Here is a 21,586-nt window from a genome sequence, read left to right on the forward strand (position 1 = left end):
CCGTCGGGGCCTCCCTCGTACTTGCCGCGGCATGCGGCCCGCCATCTGACCCATGAATCATCGTGAGCGTTTTCTCGAACTCCAGTCGGTACTGAACGCGCATCAGATCCTGTGGCGTCCGTCGCCCTTCTACGTACATCGGCCCGAATGGTGCACCCACTGGCCAGACCTCGCCGAAGCGATCCTGGGCCTCGATGAACCCACGCTCGAACACTTCACTGCAAATCCAGAGGCCTGTCGGGCCTGGCTGGCCACCCGTCTGCCGGTGGCGCATTTGCTTGGCCCCCTGTGCGACCTTCCCGAACTGCCGCCCCGCGAACTGCCGCCCTGCGATGCGCACTTCGACTGGTTCATCCCCGGCCGCAAACGCGAACAGATCGACGCCTTCGCCGCCCACGGACCGGCAGCGCAGGCCCCGCTGCTGGAGTGGTGCGCCGGCAAGGGTCATCTGGGGCGGCGCATGGCCCTCAGCGACGATCTTCCCGTCAGTTCGCTGGAAATCGACCCGGCCCTGTGCGAAGACGCCGCACGACTCGCCGCCCGCGCCGGCATTGCCCAAACGGTGCTGTGTGCCGACGCCCTCGATGACGCCTCCCGTACCCATGTGCGCGATCACGCGGTTCTGGCACTGCACGCCTGTGGCGAGCTGCACCGCTCGCTGGTGCGCACGGCGGCGCACGACGGAGCCCACAGCTATCGCATCGCCCCCTGCTGCTATTACCGCGGCGCCCAGGACGGCTATCGCCCGCTAAGCCGCGACGCCGCCCTGCAACTGGATGGCAGCACCCTGCGCCTGGCCGTGACGGAAACCGTTACCGCACCACAGCGCGTACGCCAGCGCCTGGCCAGGGATCAGACCTGGAAGCTCGCATTCATCGCCTTGCGCAATGCGCTCGAAGGCGAAAAGATCCGGCCTTTTCGGCCAGTCCCGGCAATCTGGCTGTCAGGAGACTTCGCCACTTACAGCCGGTCGCTGGCCCAGCGTGAAGGCGTGGCCTTGCCCGATGGGGTCGACTGGGCCCACTGGCTCGCCGCAGGTGAACGCCGACGTGCCGAAGTGCGGCGCTTTGAACTTGTACGCCACGCCTTTCGCCGGGCGCTGGAGATGTGGTTGGTCATGGATGTCGCCCTGGGGCTGGAGGAAGCGGGCTTCGAGGTGGACGTCGGCACCTTTTGCCCCCGCTCGCTGACCCCGCGCAACCTGATGGTGCTGGCTCGGCGCCGACCGCATTAGGGCCGGGTTGCCACCTGTAGCACAGGTGACTTCGCCAGCCACTTGAGCAAGATCTCATACAGGCTGGCTGGGTCTACAGGTTTGGCAACATGGTCATTCATGCCTGCAGCGAGGCACACATGGCGGTCTTCATTGAAGGCGTTGGCCGTCATGGCGACGATCGGGATGTGCTCGTAGCCATGCACAGTGCGGATCAGGCGCGTCGCATCGACACCATTGAGATTCGGCATCTGCATGTCCATCAGGATCAGGTCGTATTGACCGGACCGCGTCATTTCCAGTGCCAGGGCGCCATCGTCAGCCACCGCCACGGTGAGGCCCGCATCCTCCAGCAACTCGCGCGCCACCTCCTGGCTGACCGGCTCATCCTCCACCAGCAAAATGCGCACACCCGCGTATTCCGCCTTCAGGCGGTTTTCGGGAGATGCCCCTGTGCACGCCGGCACCGGCTCATCGGATTCCGTCGCCCTGCTCAGCCGGACGGTGAACCAGAAGGTGCTGCCCTGCCCGGCTTCGCTTTCCATACCGATCTCGCCTCCCATCAGGTAGACCAGTCGCTTGCTGATGGCCAGACCCAGGCCGGTGCCCCCATACTTTCGGGTCATGGAGCTGTCGGCCTGCTCGAAGGCCGTGAAAAGCCGCTTCTGATCTTCGGCGGAAACGCCGATCCCGGTGTCCTTCACCTCAAAGCGCAACAGCACCTCGGTCGGCGAAGACGCCATCTCCCTGACCCGCAAGACGATCGAACCTTGAGTGGTGAACTTGATGGCATTGCTCATCAGGTTGAGGAGTATCTGACCGAGGCGCAGCGGATCGCCCAGTCTCAGCGTATCAACAATATCCAGGGGAACGTCGGTAACGAACGTCAGGCCCTGCTCCGAGATTCTGTGCCCGACCAGCGTCATGAGGCTTGCCAGCGGATCACTCAGCCTGAATGGAATCCGCTCCAGCGACAAACGTTCCGCTTCGATCTTGGAAATATCGAGAATGTCGTTGATGACCGCCAGCAGGTGCTTCGAAGCGAGATCAATCTTGTTGAGCTTCTTGATCAGACCGGCATCGCTGGCCTGACGCAGCGCCAGGCTGGTCATCCCCATGATGCCGTTGAGCGGCGTACGCAATTCGTGGCTCATGTTGGCCAGAAAAACACTCTTGGCGCGACTGGCCGATTCCGCCACCTCCTTGGCTTCGCGCAACTGCATTTCGGTTGCCTTGCGGGCGGTAAGATCGACGTGGGTGCCAACAGCCCGCAATACGTGGCCCGCGCCATCCCGCTCGACAACCTTGCCGCGGCTCAATATCCATTTGTAGCGGCCATCCTTGCAGCGCAGGCGAAACTCGATCTCATAACTGCCGATACGCTCAAGCCGCTGCTGTAACAGCGCGAGAAAGCGCTCCCGATCATCGGAATGAATCAAGTCAAGCAAATGCGTTTCCATATCACTGCGCAACTCGCCTGGCGCATATCCCAGCATTTCACAGTAGGCGGAATTGATGTAACTGCGGTTGGTTTGAACGTTCCAGTCCCAAACACCGTCATTGGTCGCCTGCAGCGCATAGCCGAATCGCTCCTCGCTGACCCGGAGCTGCTCGGTTGCCCGGGCGAGCTCATGCGTACGCTTCTCCACCAGCTTTTCCAGGTGGATGCGATACTGGCCCAGTTCGAGCTCATCCTTCTTGCGGTCACTGATATCGGTGTGCATGCCAATCATTTTCAATGGCTGGTGCTGTGCCCCCCACACGGAAATCTTGCCCACTGACTTGAGCCACACCCAGCCTCCGTCCCTGGTCTTCCGGCGGTATTCCATGGTCTCCGGACCGCCGTCAGCCAGGCATTTGCGAAACGCTGCATTCAGCGCATCGCTGTCATCCGGATGAACACTATTTTTCCACTCCGCCAGACTGGTCCGGAACTCCTCCGGGGTATAACCCAGAATTCGCGGATACTCGTCACTGGTGAGGACTTCCCCGGTCTGCAGATCCAGCTCGAACCACCCCTGGCGAGCGGCGGAAAGCGCAAGACGCAGCCGCCCTTCACTCTCCCGAAGCGTGCCCTGGGTGCTGGCGATGCGGCGATTCAGGCGCAACAGGTAATACGTTGCCAAGGAAACAGCAGCAAGCACGACCAGCGCGGCAATCAGTACCGGCAACAACCACTCGGGCAGGTGTTTGCCACCCCCGTCGTAAATGAAGCCATCCAGGGAATAATTCGGTTTGACCAGCCCGGCTTTGACAAAGACGTCGGCCATATGCTGCCAGCGCCCCGGATTCATATGACCGATTTCGACCAGATCGGGAAGAACCAGCTTTTGCATTTCGGCAGCTTCAAATGCCAGATGCTCCCGTGTCTTCTCCACCTTGTACTTGCTGATCAGCAAGTCGATGATTTCGTCAGGATGTGCCATGGCATAGTGCCAGCCCTTCAGCGTGGCACGACGCACGGCCTCCACACGCTCGGGGTTACTATTCAGCTCGGCTTCGGAAGTGAATAGAATATCACTGTAGAAATCCACCCCGTAATCGCTTGGATCAATGGTATTGAACGGCACATTGCGCTGCTTCAGGAAATACGGCTCGTTCGTTCTGTATGAATTGAACGCATCGACCTTTCCGGAAATAAGGTCATTCAGCTTGTAACTGCTGGGAACGATATGAACCTGCGAAAGGGAAATGCCTTCCTTGAGGAACATGGCCAGCAAATCGGCATCTTCGGTCAGGTTCATCAGCATGGCTTTCTTGCCGACGAGACCATGTACCGACGTGATGTTTGAGTCCTTGCGTGTCAGCAATACCGAGGCAGAATGCTGAAAAATGGCGGCCAGGGCGACAATCGGCTTGCCCTTCAGCCGTTCAAAAAGAACTTCACTGTTACCCACACCATACTGGGCGCGTCCGGCCAGGACTTCACTGGCGGGCTGGTGTTCCGTGCCGCCGGCATGCAGAGTGACCTGCACCCCCTCGTCCTGGTAGAAACCCTTTTCTACGGCAGCGTAGTAGCCGGCAAACTGGAATTGGTGATGCCACCGCAACTGCAGATCGATGGCTTCGCCAGCGTAGGAATAGGCTGCCAGCAGGAAGGCGGCGGCAGCCATGACTACACGCAGCACCAAATTTCTCATTCTCGTCATGGGTGGAACGTAGGCTGGAGAATATTTTTCTGGTTGAAACCCACCCATACATTACCCCATTTACAGACCCGGGGAGACGGCCGGAAGCCCTGAAAACACCGGACTGGTAATTTCGCACTTTTTCTATATTTGACTGAAATCGATGCAGACAAGAGGCTGATGGGTCTCCCTGCAAGGACGGCCAGCCCACATCCGTCTTGAGCTTCAACAATTCGCTACGTTTGACCCACACCCTGACCCGGCACAAGACAGGAGTCGAAAAACACGTCATATCAATAAAAATTGCCGACTCTCGTGCTTCGGACGCCAATGCGAGCCTATTGACGAGGTAAGGAAAAATAAACGATACGAAATACGAGTCGAAAAACTGATTTTATCAGCCAGCCTCCCGCCGCCAGGGCTCCTACTCGATGCTGACGTGCAGCACACCCTTCGGCCGGGAAATCCGGGCCATGAACAGCTTCTGCAGGCGCATCACCCAGGAATTACTCTCCACATATCTGTAACTCCACAGCGACAGCACACAAACAAGCATGGTCACCAATGCAAGGATGAAAACCATCAGCAAGCCCGCAGGCGCCTTGCCAAACAACTGGAGCGCAACACAAATCACGATTATGTGGACCAGATAGGTCGAATACGAGGCGTCGCCCAGCCTGACCAGCGCCTTGACCAGTATCGCCTGGGGATTGATGCGCGACTCAAGGACAAGCGCCGCCAGTACCAGCGAACCAGCAGCCGTAAACCGGTAGATAAATGCCCATTGATGGATCGCCATGCAGAGCAGTCCGACAATCAGCAAAAAGCCACCCAGAGAATAGGCATATCGCTGCGACCATTCGGCGAAGCCCCTGTTACCCGTCAGCAAGGCCAGCACAAAACCGATCAGGAACTCGTACAGCAACTTGCTGGACAGCACTGGCGAGAAGGCATACCCCCCCGGAAAGACAAAGGGCAAGGTACCCAGCAGCACAAAACAGAGCAGTAGCCCCCAGCGTTGACTGATCAACAGGCAGACAGCCAGTGCCATATAGAAAAACATCTCGAAATCAAGGGTCCAGCCGACCGTCAACAACGGATAGACACCGAGCCCCGACGGGTTCGAGACGGGAATGAAGAACAGCGACTTCAGCAGGCTGCCCAGGTTGTAGTCCGTATAGCTGAAGCCTTGCGGAAACAGACTGATCCCAGCAACAACAAGCAGGGTGTGAAACCAGTAGGCCGGCACAATACGAAAAACCCGGCCGACGGCGAACCGGCAAGCGCTGACGTGGCCTTTGTTCACCGCCGAAAACATGACGAATCCGCTCAGGACAAAAAACAGGTCTACGCCGAACCCACCATAGCGCACGAATAAAGCGCCCAGCGAGAACCCGTCCACGTCGAGGCCAAAAAACAATTGCATGAAATGGTGATACACCACCATCCAAGCCGCGATGGCCCGCAGCATTTGCAAGGATTTTATTTTTTCAGACAAGGCGACCTCCTCGATACCCTGACGGGAGCGCCTACGGCAAACAACACCGGTAATAGCCTGCGCTTATCGAGAAGCGTACGTTGTCACCGGTTCCAAACCGGTTATAAAGCAGTTATAAAATGGTGACAAAAAGTACAAACGGGCCGCGGCGTAAGCTGCAGCTGTCCTGAAAATCAGATCTTCACCGGAATACCCTGCCCCGGTGAGTGCCCCAGCCCGCCATGTTTATCAGAGGCCTCCGATGAGCGTCGCCAGCCGGCCATTGGCGAGCGACAGCAGCACCGTGGCCGGAGCGTGCCCGATGCTTACTTGACGCTGATCTGGTCGAACACCCCGCCGTCGGCAAAGTGGGCCTTCTGGGTCTTGGCCCAGCCACCAAACACGGCGTCGATGGTGAACAACTTGACCGGGGCGAACTGCCTGGCGTACTTGGCGGCGATCTTCGGGTCGATCGGGCGGTAGTAGTTCTTGCCGGCGATCTCCTGGCCTTCGGGCGAGTACAGGTATTCGAGGTAAGCGGTGGCCACCTTGCGGGTGCCGCGCTTGTCGACCACCTTGTCCACCACGCTCACCGGCGGCTCGGCCAGAATCGACAGCGACGGGGTGACGATGTCGAACTTGTCCGGACCCAGCTCCTTGACGGCCAGGTAGGCTTCATTTTCCCAGGCGATCAGCACGTCGCCGATGCCGCGCTCGGCAAAAGTGGTGGTGGAGCCACGGGCGCCGGAGTCGAGCACCTTGACGTTGGCGAAGAGCTTCTTGACGAAGTCCTTGGCGGTGGCGTCATTGCCGCCCGGCTGCTTGAGCGAGTAACCCCACGCGGCCAGGTAGTTCCAGCGCGCGCCGCCGGAGGTCTTGGGGTTCGGGGTGATCACCTCGACGCCCGGCTTGACCAGATCGTTCCAGTCCTTGATGCCCTTCGGGTTGCCCTTGCGCACCAGGAACACGATGGTCGAGGTGTAGGGCGAGGCGTTGTGCGGCAGACGCTTCTGCCAGTCGGCCGGAATCAGCTTGCCGTTGTCGTGCAGCGCATCGACGTCGCTGGCCAGGGCCAGGGTCACCACGTCGGCTTCGAGGCCGTCGATGACGGCGCGGGCCTGCTTGCCCGAACCACCGTGGGAAGCCTTGAAGGTGACGACTTCATTGTTCTTGGCCTTCCAGTACTTGGCGAAGGCGGCGTTGTAATCCTGGTAAAGCTCGCGGGTCGGATCGTAGGAAACGTTGAGCAGCGTCACGTCCGCCTGGGCCAGACTGGAAAAACCGAGGACGAGCGCCAGGGAAACAAGGGAACGACGAGCAAGACGGGATTTCATGAGAGTGCCTGTGAAGTAACGATGAGTAAGGCAAAGTCTAGAGAGGCGCTGATAATTGGCGAACCAAGAAAAATTCTTATGCTTATTCTGTGACGAATGATTTCCTTTGCAGCCCCGCAGCGGGGAACAGGCAAAACCGGCTGCCCGCAGACACGGACAGCCGGTAGCCGAACCCACGCTCAGTCCCCCTCGACAAGGGCGCCCGCGCCTCAGTGATCGGCCCGGAAGCTCACCCCAAGGGACATGGGCTTGTTGAGGAGGATGGTGTGGGCATCGCGGGAGATGAAGACGAGCACGGCAATGGTGGCCAGATACGGCAGCATCGACAGAAACTCGGAGGGAATTGCCAGCCCCAGCCCCTGTCCATGAAACTGCAGCACCGTGACACCGCCAAACAGGTAGGCCCCCAACACCACGCCGCGGGGCTTCCAGGTGGCGAACACGACGAGCGCCAAGGCGATCCAGCCGCGCCCGGCCGTCATGCCTTCAACCCACATCGGCGTAAGCACCATCGACATGTAGGCGCCCGCCAGCCCCGCCAACGCACCGCCAAACAGCACCGCAGCGTAACGCAGGGCAATTACCGGGTAGCCGATGGCATGGGCACTGTCGGGGGACTCGCCAATGGCGCGCAGGATGAGGCCCGGACGGCTGTGCGCCAGCCCCCAGCCAACCGCCACCACCAGCAACAGCGCGGCATAGACCAGGCCGTCGAAGCGGAACAGCAGCGGGCCGACAAACGGCAAGTCCGATAGAAAGGGAATGAAGATCCGCGGCAGCGGCTCGACCGTCTGGCCGGCCAGCCCCTTGCCGGCAAACGCTGACAGGCCAACCCCGAAGAGCGTCAGCGCCAGGCCGGTGGCCACCTGGTTGGTCTGCAGACTCAGGGTCAGCACCGCAAAGATCAGCGCCACCGCCATCGCCGCCCCCATCGCGGCCAGCAGCCCGAGCGTGGCAGAGCCCGTGACGAGGGTCACGCCAAAACCCGCCACGGCGCCGGTCAGCATCATGCCCTCCACGCCGAGGTTGAGCACCCCGGCGCGCTCGGTCACCAGCTCACCGGTGGCAGCCAGGATCAGCGGCGTTGCCGCCCCGGCAGTGCTGGCCAGAAAGGGAATCAGGTCGTCGATCGTCATGCTGCGTTACCTCCCGAAGCAGCCGGCAACGCGGACACACGTGCGGCAGGTTTGAACCGGTAATGAATGAACAGATCGGCGGCCAGCAGATAGAAAAGCAGCAGCCCCTGGAACAGCCCGGTGATTGCCGACGGCAGTTGCAGCTCCATCTGCGCCGACTCGCCGCCGATATAGAGCAGGGACATCAGCACGGCGGCCAGCACCACCCCGAGCGGATGCAGGCGCCCGACGTAGGCGACGATGATCGCGGCAAAGCCGTAGCCCGGCGATACCGAGGACTGCAACTGGCCGATCGGCCCGGCCACCTCCCCCACCCCGGCCAGACCGGCCAGCCCGCCGCTGAGCATGAAGCCCAGCCACACGTTGCGCTTTTCGCTGAAACCGGCATACGCCGCCGCCGCGGGCGCCATGCCGCTGACCTGCATCCGGTAGCCGGCAAAGGTGCGGGCACAGAAGAACCAGGCGCCGCCCACCAGCACCAGCGACAGCGGAAAGGCGGCATTGGTGCGCAGGCCCTCGAAGAGCAGCGGCAGCAGCGCCGCGTCGTGGAACATGCGCGACTGGGGAAAATTGAAGCCATCCGGATCGCGCAGCGGGCCATGCACGAGGTAGCTGAGCAACAGATACGCCACATACACCAGCATCAGGCTGACAAGAATCTCGCTGGTATTGAAACGCGTGCGCAGCAGCGCCGGAATGGCCGCCCAGGCCATGCCCCCGAGCGCCCCGGCGAGCAGCATCAGCGGCACCAGCCAGACCGCTTCCACATCCTGAAAGTACAAGGCGACACAGCCGCCGGCAATGGCGCCGACCGTCAGTTGCCCGTCGGCGCCGATGTTCCACACGCTGGCCCGGAACCCCAGCGCGAGGCCCACGCCGCACAGGATCAGCGGCGTTGCCTTGAGGAGCAGCTCGCCGATGCCATAGGCGGTGCTGGCCGGCTTGATGAAATACACATAAAAGGCATGCAGCGGCTCCTGGCCGAGAAAGCTGAACAGCAGGGAACCGCTGACCAGCATGGCCGCCGCGGCGATCAGCGGCGAGGCCAGCATCATGGCGCGGGAGGGTTCGAGGCGGGCTTCAAGCCGGGACATGGTGGCGTACTCCTGTAGAGGGGGTTGCATCGGTGCGATCGGTGAAGTTGCCGCTCATCCACACGCCGATCCGGTCCACGCTGGTTTCACTCACTGGCACCCGCCGCGACAGGCGGCCATCGGCAATCACCGCCAGGTGGTCGCACATCATGAAAAGCTCGTCGAGTTCTTCCGACACCACCAGCACCGCCACGCCCTGGTCGCGCAGATCGATGATCGCCTGGCGGATCAGCATCGAGGCGCCGATATCCACGCCCCAGGTGGGCTGGGCCACCACCATCACCTTCGGCGCCAGCAGCGTTTCGCGGCCGACAATGAACTTCTGCAGGTTACCGCCCGACAGGCTGCTCGCCAGGGCGCTGCTGCCGCCGCACTTGACCTTGAAGTGCTCGATCACCTTGCGGGCAAAGCTGCCCACCGCCCCCGACTGGATCAGGCCGCGGTGCACCATGCCGGTACCGCAGGCCTGCACATGACCGGTCAGCAGGGCGTTGTCGGCCAGCGACAGGGCCGGCACGGCGCCACGTCCAAGGCGCTCCTCGGGCACGAAGCCGAGGCCGATTTGGCGCCGCTGCGCCGGGTCCATCCGGCCCGCATCCACTCCGCACAGTTGCACCGCGGCGGCCTGATCAAGGCGTCTCTCGCCGGACAGCGCCTTGAGGAGTTCCTGCTGGCCGTTGCCGGACACCCCGGCGATACCGACGATTTCGCCGCTATGCACCGTCAGGCTGATGTCGTGCAGATCGGTGCCGAAGGGATCGTCGCTGGGCAGGCTCAACCCGTGCAGCGCCAGACGGACCTCACCGGGTGTGCGCGGGGTCATGCGGCAGGCCGGGAGTTCCTTGCCGATCATCAGTTCGGCCAGCGACCCGGTGGTTTCTTCGCGCGGATTGGCGATGCCGGACACGCGCCCCGCTCGCAGCACCGTGGCCTTGTCGCAGAGGGACTGGATCTCGTCGAGCTTGTGACTGATGTAGAGAATGCTGCAGCCCTCCGCCGCCAGCCGGCGCAGCGACGCGAACAGCGTCTGGACGGCCTGCGGAGTGAGCACCGAGGTAGGTTCGTCCATGATCAGGAGGCGCGGCGACTGGAGCAGGCAGCGCACGATCTCGACCCGCTGGCGTTCGCCTACCGACATGCTGTGCACCAGCCGGTAGGGGTCGAGCGGCAAGCCGTATTCCTCCGACACGGTACGAATGCGCGGGGCCAGTTCGGCCAGCGGTACCCGCTCGTCGAGGGACAGGGAGATGTTCTCGACCACGCTGAGGGTCTCGAACACCGAGAAGTGCTGGAACACCATGCCGATGCCCAGGCTGCGCGCCGCCGACGGCGAAGTGATGCGCACCTGGCGCCCGTCCCACAGCATCTCGCCCGCATCGGGCCGGGTGACGCCGTAGATGATCTTCATCAGCGTACTCTTGCCGGCGCCGTTTTCGCCGAGCACGGCGTGGATCTCGCCCGGCATCACGGTCAGGTCGATCCTGTCGTTGGCCACGACGGAAGGGTAGGCCTTGGAAATCCCCAGCAACTGCAGGCGGGGTTCCGGGCGCACCGACGGTACGACGGAAACAGCTTCGCTCATGGACTGGGTACTCCTTCGAAGAATGGCAAAACCGGCAACGGCGAAGCGCCCTCTGCAAGCAGCTCACGCAGTTCCAGCAACTGTGCCGCCACCGCCACGGCAATGGCCGCCGGCAGCTTGGAACGGACACCCGGGGCACCGATGGGACACACGATGCGCGCCACCGCCGCCGCGGAGCAGCCCTTGTGCAGCAGACGCTGACGAAAGCGTGCGTCCTTGGTCCGCGAGCCGATCAGGCCCAGAAAGCCGAAGCGTCCGGTCCTGAGCAGGCTCTCGCAGATGCTCAGGTCCTGGTCATGGCTGTGTGTCATCACCAGGTGCCAGGCCCCGGCCGGCGCCACAACGGCCTCGACGGCCGGCTCGTCGGTCGCCACGGCCTGCACCGCAGATGCGCGACGCGGCGACAAATCAGCCATCGCCGCGGTCAGCGTAGCCTCGCGGCTGTCGATCCAGGTAATGCGAAAAGGCAGATCCGCCAGCACATGCACCAGCGCCTGGCCCACGTGGCCGGCACCATAAATCCACAGGGGCGTGCTGTCGTCGGTGAGGCGCTCGACAAAATACGTTCGCCCGGCATGCTCAAGCAGGCCTGCCCGCCCGGCGAAATCCGGCAACGGCAAGCCGCGGGCGCGCGCCTGGCCGGCGCCCACTACAAGGCCGAAGTCGCTGCCATCGACGACGCAGTAGCGCAGCAATCCTGGCGCCGACACCAGGCCTTGCGCCTGCAGTTGCGTGTCGAAACGCTCCCAGTAGAGTTCCACCGAACCGCCACAGCACTGGCCCAGCGAAGCACCGAGGGCAAAGCGCTCGATCCGCCGTCCGGCCGTGGCTTCGCCGAGCATGTCACCGGCGATTTCCATCGCCCGCGCCTCCAGGTGGCCACCGCCGATGGAACCGCGGCTGTGCGCCGTGCCGTCGGCGTCACGCCAGAAGAGCAGCGTGGCGCCGGGCTCGCGGGGGACTGAGCCGCGCAGCGTCGCCACAACCACCCGGACCACCGCATGGCCGGCAGCCAGCAAAGCCGCCAGCGAGTCGATCCAGTCGTTCATGACAACCCCGCGCCGTCGAGTGCGCCAAGGGCACGCAGCACCGCCTCGGGCGTCGCCGGTGCCATCAGCCGGGCGGCCGCCCGGGCACCCGCCTCGCCATCACCAGCCGCGGCCGAAACGGCTTCGCGCAGTGCATGAAACACCGACATGGCGAGCATCAATGGCGGTTCGCCGACGGCCTTGGCGCGGAAGATGGTGTCTTCCCGGTTATCGGCCCGTTCCAGCAACTTGACGTGGGCCACTTCGGGCCAGTCGCTGACCGCCGGAATCTTGTAGGTAGACGGGGCGTGGGTCTTGAGGCGGCCCTCCCGGTCCCACCACAACTCTTCGCAGGTCAGCCAGCCGACCCCCTGCAAAAAGCCGCCCTCCACCTGCCCGATGTCGATGGCCGGATTGAGGGAGCGACCTGCGTCATGGAGGATGTCCACGCGCAGCAAGCGATGCTCGCCGGTGAGGGTGTCGATGGCCACTTCGGACACCGCCGCCCCGTAGGCAAAATAGTAGAAAGGCCGCCCCATCATGCTCTTGGGGTCGTAGTGGATCTTCGGCGTGGCGTAGAAGCCGGTGGACGACAGGGACACGCGGGCGAACCAGCTCTGACGGGCGGCTTCGGCAAACGGCAGGTGGGTCTCGCCGATGTGTACTTCACCTTGGGTAAAACGCACGGCAGCGCGGTCGGCGGCGTACTTGCCGGCCAGAAAATCCTGCATGCGCCCGCGGATGATGCGCGCTGCCGCCTGGGCGGCCTTGCCGTTCAGGTCGGTTCCCGACGACGCCGCCGTGGCCGCCGTGTTGGGCACCTTGGCGGTGTCGGTGGCGCTGATCCGGATCGCCGACAAGGGCAGGCCGAACTCGTCGGCCACCACCTGGGCGACCTTGGTATGCAGCCCCTGCCCCATTTCCAGCCCACCGTGGTTGAGCAGCACGCTACCGTCGGCATAGACGTGCACAAGGGCGCCGGCCTGGTTGAAATGGGTCGCCGTGAAGGAGATGCCGAACTTGACCGGGGTCAGCGCGATACCACGCTTCACCAGCGAACTGGCGGCGTTGCTACGCGCAATGGCGGCACGGCGGGCCTGGTAGTCGCTGCTCAGGGCCAGCCGGGAAACCAGGTCGGCGATGATGTTGTCTTCGACACGCATCTGGTAATGCGTGACGTCACGCGTACCGATGCCATAGAAATTGCGCTGCCGCACCGCGAGCGGATCGCAACCAAGGCGGCGGGCGATGGCGTCGATCACCACCTCGATGACCATCATGCCCTGCGGGCCACCGAAGCCGCGAAAAGCAGTGTTGGACACCGTGTGGGTCTTGCAGCGGTGCGAGACGATGCGCACGTTGTCGAGGAAGTAGCAGTTGTCCAGGTGGAACATGGCGCGGTCGTTGACCGGCCCGGACAGGTCGGCCGAATAGCCGCAGCGCGACGCCAGCATCACATCGAGGGCCAGGATGCGGCCACCGGCATCGAAGCCGACCCGGTAGTCCGCCTCGAAGTCGTGACGCTTGCCGGTCATGGTCATGTCCGCATCCCGGTCGAGGCGCAGCTTGACGGCCCGCCCGAGGCGGCGCGCGGCGATGGCCGCAATCGCCGCAAACAGGGCCGGCTGGCTCTCCTTGCCACCAAAGGCACCGCCCAGGCGCCGGCACTGGATGCCGACCTCGTGGGCCGGCACGCCCAGCGCGTGGGCCACCACGTGCTGCACCTCGGTGGGGTTCTGGGTGGAACTGTGGATGACGAGGGAACCGTCGTCCTGGGGCAACGCCACTGCCACGTTGGCCTCCAGGTAGAAGTGCTCCTGGCCGCCCAGACTGAAGCTGCCTTCCAGGCAGAATGGCGCAGCACCCAGCGCGACCTCGGCATCGCCCCGCTCCAGGCGCACCGTGGGCAGTACGAAGCTTTCCCGGGCCAGCGCCTCGCGGATGTCAAGAATGGCCGGCAGCACGTCGATGTCCACCCGCGCCAGGCGCAGTGCCCGACGGGCCGCATCCATCGACGTGGCGACCACCGCAAACAGCGGCTGACCGACGTGCTGGACTGCGTCAAAGGCGAAGATCGGATCGTCCTTGAGCACCGCCCCGTAGTTGTTCTCGCCGGGCACATCGGCGGCGGTGAGCACCGCCACCACGCCGGGCGCTGCCCGTACCAGCGACAGATCGAGTTCGCGGAGGCGTCCGTGAGCCACCTCGCTCTGGCCGATGGCCACATGCAGGGCACCGGCCGGCAACGGAATGTCGTCGGCGTAGTGTGCCCGCCCGGTGACGTGAAGCGGCGCACTCTCGTGGCGGATCGCCTTGCCGGACACACCACCGGCCGGATTCTCGACGCGTGACGTACTCATCATGCGTCCCCCACCAAAAGGCTGACCGGTTGCAGCGCGTCAAGGCGCTCGGCGGATGTGCCGTTGCGCTCGAACCAGAAGCGGCGCAACAGGTTTGCAGCCACCGCGACCCGGTAGGTCTGGCTGGCGCGCATGTCGCTGAGCGGCGCGTAGTCGCGGGACAACGCCCGCGCGGCAGCGTCCACCGCAGCCATGCTCCAGGCTTGCCCGAGCAGGGCCTGTTCGGCATGACGGGCGCGGGCCGGCGTAGCCGCCATGCCGCCAAAGGCAATACGGGCGGCACTGACCTGTCCGCCACAGACGGTCACGGCAAAGCCGCCACACACAGCGGAAATGTCCTGGTCGCGGCGCTTGGCAATTTTGTAGACCGCCAGGTGGGTATCGGGCGCCAGTGCCGGCACGAAGACCGACTCCACGAACTCGCCCGGCGCCAGATCCTTCTGGCGATAACCCAGGTAAAGGTCTTCAAGGGGAATCTCGCGGGTCGCCCCACCCTTGCGCAGGCGAACCCGGGCGCCCAGCGCAATCAGCGCCGGCATCGCGTCGCCGATGGGCGAGCCGTTGGCGATGTTGCCGCACAGGGTGCCGGCATTGCGTATCGGCCGCGAGGCGAAACGCCGGGCCAGTTCTGCCAACTGCGGGCAAGCCGCGACGATTGCCGCGAAGGCCGCCTCCAGGCGCACCGCCGCGCCAATGCGCAAACCCTCCTCGGTGTACGCGATGGCTTTCAGTTCGACCACGTTGCCAATGTAGAGCAAGGGCGGCAGCGTGCGCATTTCCTTGGTCACCCACAAGCCGATGTCGGTGCCGCCGGCCAGGATCAGCGCATCGGGATGGGCTTCGTATTCGGCGGCGAAGGCGTCGAGGCTGCGCGGGGCCGTATAGCCGGGCAACCGGCAGTCCTGGCTGCGCTGCAGCGCCCGCAGTCGTTCGATACGCGCCGGGTCGGCCGCATCGGCAGGACTCCAGCGGGACGGGGCCGGGTAGCGCGTCATCGCCAGCCCGGCGTCGATGATCGGCCGATAGCCGGTACACCGGCACAGATTGCCCGACAGGGCATCGAGCACGCCTTCGCGACTCGGCGCGGCATCACCCAGCTCAAGATAGTGGGCCAACAACGACATCACGAAACCCGGTGTGCAGAACCCGCACTGGGATGCGTGATTGTCGACAAGTGCCTGCTGAACCGGATGCAATTGCCCGTCTGCTGCGGCGAGTCCCTGGGCGGTGAGCACCTCCTTGCCGTCTACGGTCGGCACCAGGCACAGGCAGGCGTTCACGGCCCGCCAGTCGATGCGCGCGCCGTCGAGTTCACCGATCACCACCGTGCACGCACCACAGTCGCCTTCCGCACAGCCCTCCTTGACACCGGTACACCCCTGCTCGCGCAGGTAATTGAGCAGGGTCGTGGAAGGGGCCAGCCCGTGGGCTTCGACCGGCGTTCCATCCACGATGAATTTGATCGCCTGTTCGGCTTGCGCCATCATCCAGTCCTCATTTCGGCAAAGCTCGTCGACGGGCAGCATCACGTTTTGTACACCGCGTGAGCACGGATTGTGTGTAATGCTTCTAGCAATTCATGTGCCACTCAAGCCGGCCGGCGCCGGCTGCCTACAATGGAGTCCGTTGAAGATGACCAGCAAACCCCGCCCTGCCCCGCGCACCCCCGCCATGCCGCCTGCAACCACGGCAAAACGGGGCACCATTGCGGTGGACCTGCAGATCTACAAGGCGGTTTTCAACGCCGTGATGAGCCAGCGCCTGCCGCCCGGCACGCGCCTTGGCGAGGCGGAATTCTGCGAGCTGTACCAGGTCAGCCGCACAACGGTGCGCAAGGCACTGCAGCGCCTCGCCCACGAACACATCATTGAACTGCGCCCCAACCGGGGGGCGGTGGTGGCCTCACCGTCGCCGGACGAGGCGCGACAAGTCTTCGCCGCCCGCCGGGCCATCGAGCGCGAGATCGTGCCACTGGTCATCCGCAACGCCGGACCGGCGGCCCTGACACGTCTGCGCCTGGCCATCCAGGCCGAACATCAGGCCCTTCACGCGGGCGATCGCCCCAACTGGATCCGCCTCGGCGGCGAATTCCACCTGCTGCTGGCAGAACTGGCGGGCAACACGGTCCTGCAGCGCTTCATGAGCGAACTGGTGTCGCGCTGCTCCCTCATCATTGCCCTCTACGACACGGGCGGAGCGCCCATGTGCGCCGATGACGAGCATGAGCATCTCGTTCAACTGATGGAGGCTGGCCGTGCCGAGGAAGCCACGACGCTGATGGAAAGCCATCTGCAGGCCATCGAGACGCGCCTGCGCCTCGGCGAGCCGAAAAAGAAGCTCAGCCTGGCCGAAGCCCTGTCGGGCTGATCCGCCGGCTCGGCGGACGCCTCAAACGCCCCGCTCTGACAGTAAAAAAAGATAAAACGGGAAAGTGAAATATTTTTTTGTATACAATTTACCCCCCTATCTTCTTCCTCTTTTTTTGCGCCCGACTTTCTTTTGCACCGCACCATAAAAGGTCCTGCACGGACCCAGAATCCCCACAATAGTGCTTCACATCAAGGTTAAACCAGCCTTCCCCACTGGCCACAGGCATCCCCAAAGTCATTGCATCCCGCTGAAAACAGCTCTTTTCGAGTACCGGCTTTTAGCTGGCCCGCTATTTGCAAGCGGTGTCGCCAAGACGGAATGAATCCAATTTCTTGAAACATTGGATTCAAAACAATTCCGATCAAGCGACCCACCAAACGCAAAAGGAGCTGTCATGAAGTGCCGGACTTTCGAACGCCTCGCCCTCTCCATCGCCCTGGCTGCCTGTGGCTCTGCCGCACAGGCGGCCGAGTGGAGCGACACCTCCATCGGATACCGCTACGGGACCACCTTTGGCGAGCCCTTCAACAAGGAAGACATCGCCAAGAACATCTTCAACCTGACCCACGTCAGCGGCTACAAGTACGGCACCAACTTCCTCAATGTGGACATGCTGCTGTCCGACAACAAGGATCCGGCCAGCAAGGGCTCGTCAAGCGGGGCGCAGGAAGTCTATGTGGTCTATCGCCATACCCTCGACATCGGCAAGGTGAGCGGCAAGAACTTCAGCTTCGGTCCGGTGCGCGGCATCGGCGCGACGGCCGGGTTCGACCTCAACACCAAGAACGACGCCGGCTACAACTCGAGCAAGCGCATGATCGTCGCCGGCCCGACCCTGATGATGAACGTGCCCGGCTTTCTCAATGTGAGCCTGCTGGCCCTGTGGGAGAGCAACGCGCCCTACAACAGCTACACGGGCGTCCACACCCCGCGCTACGATTACGACGTGCATCCCATGCTGAACCTCGCCTGGGGGATTCCGTTCGATGTGGCCGGCGTGGCACTGTCCTTCGAGGGCTTTGCCAACTTCATCGCCGCCAAGGGCACCAATGAATTCGGCGGCGGCACGGCAGCCGAAACCAACATCGACATGCAGGTCATGTACGACGTGAGCCCGCTCATCGGCGCCAGCAAGAAGACCTTCAAGGTCGGCCTCGAATACCAGTACTGGCGCAACAAGTTCGGCAACCCCCACTCCGGTCCGGCTGGCGATGGCGCCTTCGCCAAGACCCCGATGATCCGCGCCGAATACCACTTCTGAGCACAGGAGAACGCCCCATGAAACGCCGCACATTCTTTGCCCTGGCAAGCCTGAGCGCTGCCACCCTGATGACCTCCGGCGCCCCAGCCATGGCCGCCGAGCCGCTGAAGATCGGCTTTGTCTATGTCGGCCCGGTCGGCGATGCCGGCTGGACCTACGCTCACGACCAGGGCCGCCTGGCCCTTGAAGCCGCGCTGGGCAACAAGATCAAAACGACGTATGTGGAAAACGTGCCCGAAGGCGCTGACGCCGAGCGCGTCATCCGCAAGCTCGCCACCGAAGGCAACAAGCTGATCTTCACCACCTCCTTCGGCTACATGAACCCCACCGCCAAGGTCGCCAAGGACTTCCCCGGCGTGGTCTTCGAACACGCCACGGGCTACAAGACCGGCAAGAACCTGGGCACCTACGAAACCCGCTTCTACGAGGGCGCCTACCTGCTTGGCGTCGTGGCGGGCAAGATGACCAAGACCAACACGCTGGGCGTGGTCGGCTCCTTCCCGATCCCGGAGGTCGTGCGCAACATCAACGCCTTCACCCTCGGGGCGCAGAGCGTCAATCCGGCCGTCAAGACCAAGGTGATCTGGGTGAACAGCTGGTACGACCCGGCCAAGGAACGCCAGGCCGCCGAAACCCTGATCGCCCAGAAGGCCGACGTGCTGAGCCAGAACACCGACTCCCCCGCCGCGCTGCAGGCCGCCCAGGAAAAAGGCGTGTATGCCTTCGGCTGGGATTCGGACATGGTCAAGTTCGCCCCCAAGGCCCACCTGACCGCCAACATCAATGAATGGGGCGGCTACTACACCGATACCGCCAAGGCCGTGCTGGCCGGCACCTGGAAGCCCCGTGAAGTGCGGGGCGGCCTGGCCGAAGGCATGGTGCGCATGGCACCGCTGAACCCGGTCGTCCCGGCCGATGCGGCGGCACTCTTCAACGAGAAGAAGAAGCTCATCGCGGAAGGCAAGTTCCATCCCTTCCAGGGCCCGCTGAAGGATCAGTCCGGCGCCATCAAGGTGGCCGCCGGCGCCGTGATGCCGCTCAAGGAACTGCTGTCGTTGAACTACTACGTCCAGGGCGTCGAAGGCAGCGTGCCGAAATAAGCCTGCGCAGGGCGGGGCCGGCGACATCGGCCCCGCCCTGGTTCGATCCCGGTACTCAACGAAAGACCATGATGAATTCGCCTCTGCGTGACCCCGCAATCCTCAACGACTGGCACCCGGTCGGAATTGCCGCCGGGCTGGCTGCCGGACAGCAACTGCCGACCCAGTTGCTCGACCTTTCCCTCGTCGTGTGGCGCGACAGCAACGGCGCCGTGCACGCCTGGGAAGACCGCTGTCCGCATCGGGGGATGAAACTGTCGATGGGCCAGCTGGAGGACGACCGCCTGCACTGCCCCTATCACGGCTGGTCTTTTGGCATTGACGGCCACTGCCGGCACATTCCGGCATTGCCCGCACTGCAGGACGCGCAGTTGAAGGCCCGCGTCACGCGCTTCGCGGTGCAGGAATGCCACGGCCTGATCTGGGTCTGCCTGGGCACGCCGGCCAACGCAGTACCCGCCTTCCCCGAACTGGCCGACGCGCGCCTGCGCAAGGTGTGGTGCGGCCCCTACGAGGTACTCAGCAGCGCACCGCGCATCATCGAGAACTTCCTCGACATGGCGCACTTCGCCTATGTGCATGAAGGCATCCTCGGCGACAGGGCGATGACGGCGATCCGCGATTACGAAGTGAATGCTTTCGACGACGCCGAGTACGGCCGCGGCATCCGCGCCACCGGCTGCTACGCCTGGCAGCCCCGCCCCAACAGCCTCGCCACCGAGGGCGGTGACGTGGAATACACCTACCGCGTGGTGCGCCCGCTGACCGCCATCCTGACCAAGGAACCCCAATCCCAGGACAGCTTCCGCGAGGCCATCGGCCTGCACCTGCAGCCGCTCACCGAAACCACCACGCGGGCCTGGATCATTCTGGCGATGACCAATTTCGAACAAAGCGACGAGGCCCTGCGCCAGTTTCAGGACACCATTTTCCTGCAGGACAAGCCCATCGTCGAAAACCAGCAGCCGCTGCGCCTGCCGCTTGTCGCGGGCGCCGAGGTCTCGGCAAGCTGCGATCGCATGTCGCTGGCCTACCGGCGCTACCTGAAGGACGAAAAGCTGCGTTACGGTGTCATCACCGCGGAGTGACATGATGGTCGAACGCCTTTACCTGCGCCGGGCCATGGTCCTGGCCACCCAGAACGCCGACCGCCGGGAAATCCGCGACGGTGCCGTGCTGACCGAAGGCTCGCGCATCCTGCAGGTCGGCAGCACCGCCGAACTCGATGCGTGGCTCGCCCGGCACCCCGAGCACTCGCCCACGCGCACCCTCGACGCGAGCGGCTGCGTGGTCGTGCCCGGGCTGGTCAATTGCCACCATCACATGTACCAGACGCTGACCCGCAGCATCGGCACCGCCAAGGGCCTGGCCCTTTTCGACTGGCTGAAGATGCTCTACCGGGTGTGGGCCGGCCTGACGCCCGAAGCCGTACGGGTAAGCACGCAAATCGCGCTGGCCGAACTGCTGCTTTCCGGTGCCACCACGGTGGCCGATCACCTCTATCTGTTTCCCAACGGCTGCCGCCTCGACGATGAGATCGAGGCCGCCCGGGAGATGGGCGTGCGCTTCCACCCCACCCGCGGCAGCATGAGTGTCGGCGAATCGGCCGGCGGCCTGCCACCCGACACACTGGTCGAACGGGAGGGCGACATCCTGGCCGACTCGCAGCGCCTCATCGACACCTGGCACGACCCCGCAGCCCATTCCATGCTGCGCATCGGACTCGCCCCGTGCTCGCCCTTCAGCGTCAGCGGCGACCTGATGCGCGAATCGGCCCGACTGGCCCGCAGCCATCATCGAGTCGGCCTGCACACCCACCTCGCCGAAACCCTCGACGAGGACCGCTACTGCGTCGAGCGCTTCGGCATGCGCCCCATCGACTACGCCGAATCCGTCGACTGGCTCGGCCCCGACGTGTGGTTCGCCCACATGGTCCACCCCGACGCCGGCGAGATCGGCCGCCTGGCCCACACCTGCACCGGTGTCTGCCACTGCCCGAGCAGCAACATGATCCTCGCCTCCGGCATTGCCCCGGTGCGCGCCATGCAGGATGCCGGCGTGCGCGTCGGGCTGGGCGTGGACGGCTCGGCCAGCAACGACGGCAACCACATGCTGGGCGAAGCGCGCCAGGCGATGCTGCTGCAGCGGGTCGGCTGGCCGGGTTTCGAGTCGGACGCAGCGCGCTTCTCAGCCCGCGAAGCCCTCGACCTGGCCACCCTCGGCGGCGCCCGCACTCTCAACCGGGACGACATCGGCAGCCTCGAAGCCGGCAAGGCCGCCGACCTGGTGGCCTTCCGCGTCGATGACCTGGGTCATGCCGGCGCCCTTGGCGACCCGCTTGCCGCGCTGCTCACCTGCGCCCCGGCCAGTGCCTGGTTATCCATCATCAATGGCCGCATCATCGTCGAAGACGGGCGCCTGCCCGGCCTCGACCTGGGGCCGCTGATCGAGCGTCACAACGCACTCAGCCACGACCTGCTGTGCAAGGCCGGACTGGCCTGAG

Annotated in this window: 15 protein-coding genes; 6 read left to right on the forward strand and 9 right to left on the reverse strand. The window is 63.9% G+C overall.

Annotation, left to right across the window (positions count from 1 at the left end):
• The first annotated feature begins 52 nt into the window (after nucleotides 1–52).
• A complete protein-coding gene (locus tag ETQ85_RS09215; RefSeq protein WP_148578746.1) occupies nucleotides 53–1,234 on the forward strand; it encodes a methyltransferase in 1,182 nt (393 codons plus the stop codon).
• Here the strand turns inward: ETQ85_RS09215 and ETQ85_RS09220 are convergent.
• The 9 genes from ETQ85_RS09220 to xdhA all read right to left on the reverse strand — a co-directional run bounded on the left by ETQ85_RS09220 (nucleotide 1,231) and on the right by xdhA (nucleotide 15,836).
• On the reverse strand, nucleotides 1,231–4,341 hold the full coding sequence (locus ETQ85_RS09220; protein ID WP_222862113.1) for an ABC transporter substrate-binding protein: 3,111 nt from the start codon (nucleotides 4,339–4,341) through the stop codon (nucleotides 1,231–1,233). The genes ETQ85_RS09215 and ETQ85_RS09220 overlap by 4 nt on opposite strands.
• 424 nt (nucleotides 4,342–4,765) lie before the next feature.
• A complete protein-coding gene (locus tag ETQ85_RS09225) occupies nucleotides 4,766–5,839 on the reverse strand; it encodes an acyltransferase family protein (protein ID WP_148578748.1) in 1,074 nt (357 codons plus the stop codon).
• Between the two features lie 305 nt (nucleotides 5,840–6,144).
• Nucleotides 6,145–7,152 (reverse strand): sulfate ABC transporter substrate-binding protein, encoded by a 1,008-nt coding sequence (locus tag ETQ85_RS09230; RefSeq protein ID WP_148578749.1) that lies wholly within the window; start codon nucleotides 7,150–7,152, stop codon nucleotides 6,145–6,147.
• Nucleotides 7,153–7,361: 209 nt separating this feature from the next.
• Nucleotides 7,362–8,288, reverse strand: coding sequence for an ABC transporter permease (locus tag ETQ85_RS09235; RefSeq protein ID WP_148578750.1), 927 nt, complete (start codon nucleotides 8,286–8,288; stop codon nucleotides 7,362–7,364).
• Nucleotides 8,285–9,382 (reverse strand): ABC transporter permease, encoded by a 1,098-nt coding sequence (locus ETQ85_RS09240; RefSeq protein WP_148578751.1) that lies wholly within the window; start codon nucleotides 9,380–9,382, stop codon nucleotides 8,285–8,287. Before ETQ85_RS09240 ends, ETQ85_RS09235 begins: the two co-directional genes overlap by 4 nt.
• Nucleotides 9,369–10,964 (reverse strand): ABC transporter ATP-binding protein, encoded by a 1,596-nt coding sequence (locus ETQ85_RS09245; RefSeq protein WP_148578752.1) that lies wholly within the window; start codon nucleotides 10,962–10,964, stop codon nucleotides 9,369–9,371. Before ETQ85_RS09245 ends, ETQ85_RS09240 begins: the two co-directional genes overlap by 14 nt.
• Nucleotides 10,961–12,013 (reverse strand): xanthine dehydrogenase accessory protein XdhC, encoded by a 1,053-nt coding sequence (xdhC, locus tag ETQ85_RS09250; RefSeq protein ID WP_148578753.1) that lies wholly within the window; start codon nucleotides 12,011–12,013, stop codon nucleotides 10,961–10,963. The genes ETQ85_RS09245 and xdhC overlap by 4 nt, the downstream gene beginning before the upstream one ends.
• On the reverse strand, nucleotides 12,010–14,352 hold the full coding sequence (xdhB, locus tag ETQ85_RS09255; protein ID WP_148578754.1) for a xanthine dehydrogenase molybdopterin binding subunit: 2,343 nt from the start codon (nucleotides 14,350–14,352) through the stop codon (nucleotides 12,010–12,012). The genes xdhC and xdhB overlap by 4 nt, the downstream gene beginning before the upstream one ends.
• Nucleotides 14,352–15,836, reverse strand: coding sequence for a xanthine dehydrogenase small subunit (xdhA, locus tag ETQ85_RS09260; protein WP_222862115.1), 1,485 nt, complete (start codon nucleotides 15,834–15,836; stop codon nucleotides 14,352–14,354). Before xdhA ends, xdhB begins: the two co-directional genes overlap by 1 nt.
• A 148-nt stretch (nucleotides 15,837–15,984) precedes the next feature.
• Here xdhA and ETQ85_RS09265 point away from each other — a divergent pair, with 148 nt between their 5' ends.
• The 5 genes from ETQ85_RS09265 (at nucleotide 15,985) to ETQ85_RS09285 (ending at nucleotide 21,585) form a co-directional block, all read left to right on the forward strand.
• A complete protein-coding gene (locus ETQ85_RS09265; protein WP_148578756.1) occupies nucleotides 15,985–16,719 on the forward strand; it encodes a GntR family transcriptional regulator in 735 nt (244 codons plus the stop codon).
• A 397-nt stretch (nucleotides 16,720–17,116) separates the two neighbouring features.
• The gene (locus ETQ85_RS09270) at nucleotides 17,117–17,983 is read left to right on the forward strand and encodes an outer envelope protein (protein ID WP_148578757.1); all 867 of its coding nucleotides are present in this window, start codon (nucleotides 17,117–17,119) and stop codon (nucleotides 17,981–17,983) included.
• Between the two features lie 17 nt (nucleotides 17,984–18,000).
• Nucleotides 18,001–19,083: a BMP family ABC transporter substrate-binding protein gene (locus ETQ85_RS09275; protein WP_148578758.1), complete on the forward strand. Its 1,083-nt coding sequence runs from the start codon at nucleotides 18,001–18,003 to the stop codon at nucleotides 19,081–19,083.
• Nucleotides 19,084–19,151: 68 nt separating this feature from the next.
• Nucleotides 19,152–20,171, forward strand: coding sequence for an aromatic ring-hydroxylating oxygenase subunit alpha (locus ETQ85_RS09280; RefSeq protein WP_222862116.1), 1,020 nt, complete (start codon nucleotides 19,152–19,154; stop codon nucleotides 20,169–20,171).
• 1 nt (nucleotide 20,172) lies between these two features.
• Nucleotides 20,173–21,585 (forward strand): 8-oxoguanine deaminase, encoded by a 1,413-nt coding sequence (locus tag ETQ85_RS09285; RefSeq protein ID WP_222862117.1) that lies wholly within the window; start codon nucleotides 20,173–20,175, stop codon nucleotides 21,583–21,585.
• Nucleotide 21,586 lies beyond the last annotated feature (1 nt).

It is taken from the genome of Zoogloea oleivorans (assembly GCF_008107625.1).
Taxonomy (GTDB): domain Bacteria; phylum Pseudomonadota; class Gammaproteobacteria; order Burkholderiales; family Rhodocyclaceae; genus Zoogloea; species Zoogloea oleivorans.

What these genes read in the sequence shown, in the direction of transcription:
- ETQ85_RS09215 (WP_148578746.1), top strand. Translation starts at nt 53, where the DNA reads ATGAATCATCGTGAGCGTTTTCTCGAACTCCAGTCGGTACTGAACGCG.
- ETQ85_RS09230 (WP_148578749.1), bottom strand. Translation starts at nt 7,152, where the DNA reads ATGAAATCCCGTCTTGCTCGTCGTTCCCTTGTTTCCCTGGCGCTCGTC.
- ETQ85_RS09235 (WP_148578750.1), bottom strand. Translation starts at nt 8,288, where the DNA reads ATGACGATCGACGACCTGATTCCCTTTCTGGCCAGCACTGCCGGGGCG.
- ETQ85_RS09240 (WP_148578751.1), bottom strand. Translation starts at nt 9,382, where the DNA reads ATGTCCCGGCTTGAAGCCCGCCTCGAACCCTCCCGCGCCATGATGCTG.
- ETQ85_RS09245 (WP_148578752.1), bottom strand. Translation starts at nt 10,964, where the DNA reads ATGAGCGAAGCTGTTTCCGTCGTACCGTCGGTGCGCCCGGAACCCCGC.
- xdhC (WP_148578753.1), bottom strand. Translation starts at nt 12,013, where the DNA reads ATGAACGACTGGATCGACTCGCTGGCGGCTTTGCTGGCTGCCGGCCAT.
- xdhB (WP_148578754.1), bottom strand. Translation starts at nt 14,352, where the DNA reads ATGAGTACGTCACGCGTCGAGAATCCGGCCGGTGGTGTGTCCGGCAAG.
- xdhA (WP_222862115.1), bottom strand. Translation starts at nt 15,836, where the DNA reads ATGGCGCAAGCCGAACAGGCGATCAAATTCATCGTGGATGGAACGCCG.
- ETQ85_RS09265 (WP_148578756.1), top strand. Translation starts at nt 15,985, where the DNA reads ATGACCAGCAAACCCCGCCCTGCCCCGCGCACCCCCGCCATGCCGCCT.
- ETQ85_RS09270 (WP_148578757.1), top strand. Translation starts at nt 17,117, where the DNA reads ATGAAGTGCCGGACTTTCGAACGCCTCGCCCTCTCCATCGCCCTGGCT.
- ETQ85_RS09275 (WP_148578758.1), top strand. Translation starts at nt 18,001, where the DNA reads ATGAAACGCCGCACATTCTTTGCCCTGGCAAGCCTGAGCGCTGCCACC.
- ETQ85_RS09280 (WP_222862116.1), top strand. Translation starts at nt 19,152, where the DNA reads ATGATGAATTCGCCTCTGCGTGACCCCGCAATCCTCAACGACTGGCAC.
- ETQ85_RS09285 (WP_222862117.1), top strand. Translation starts at nt 20,173, where the DNA reads ATGATGGTCGAACGCCTTTACCTGCGCCGGGCCATGGTCCTGGCCACC.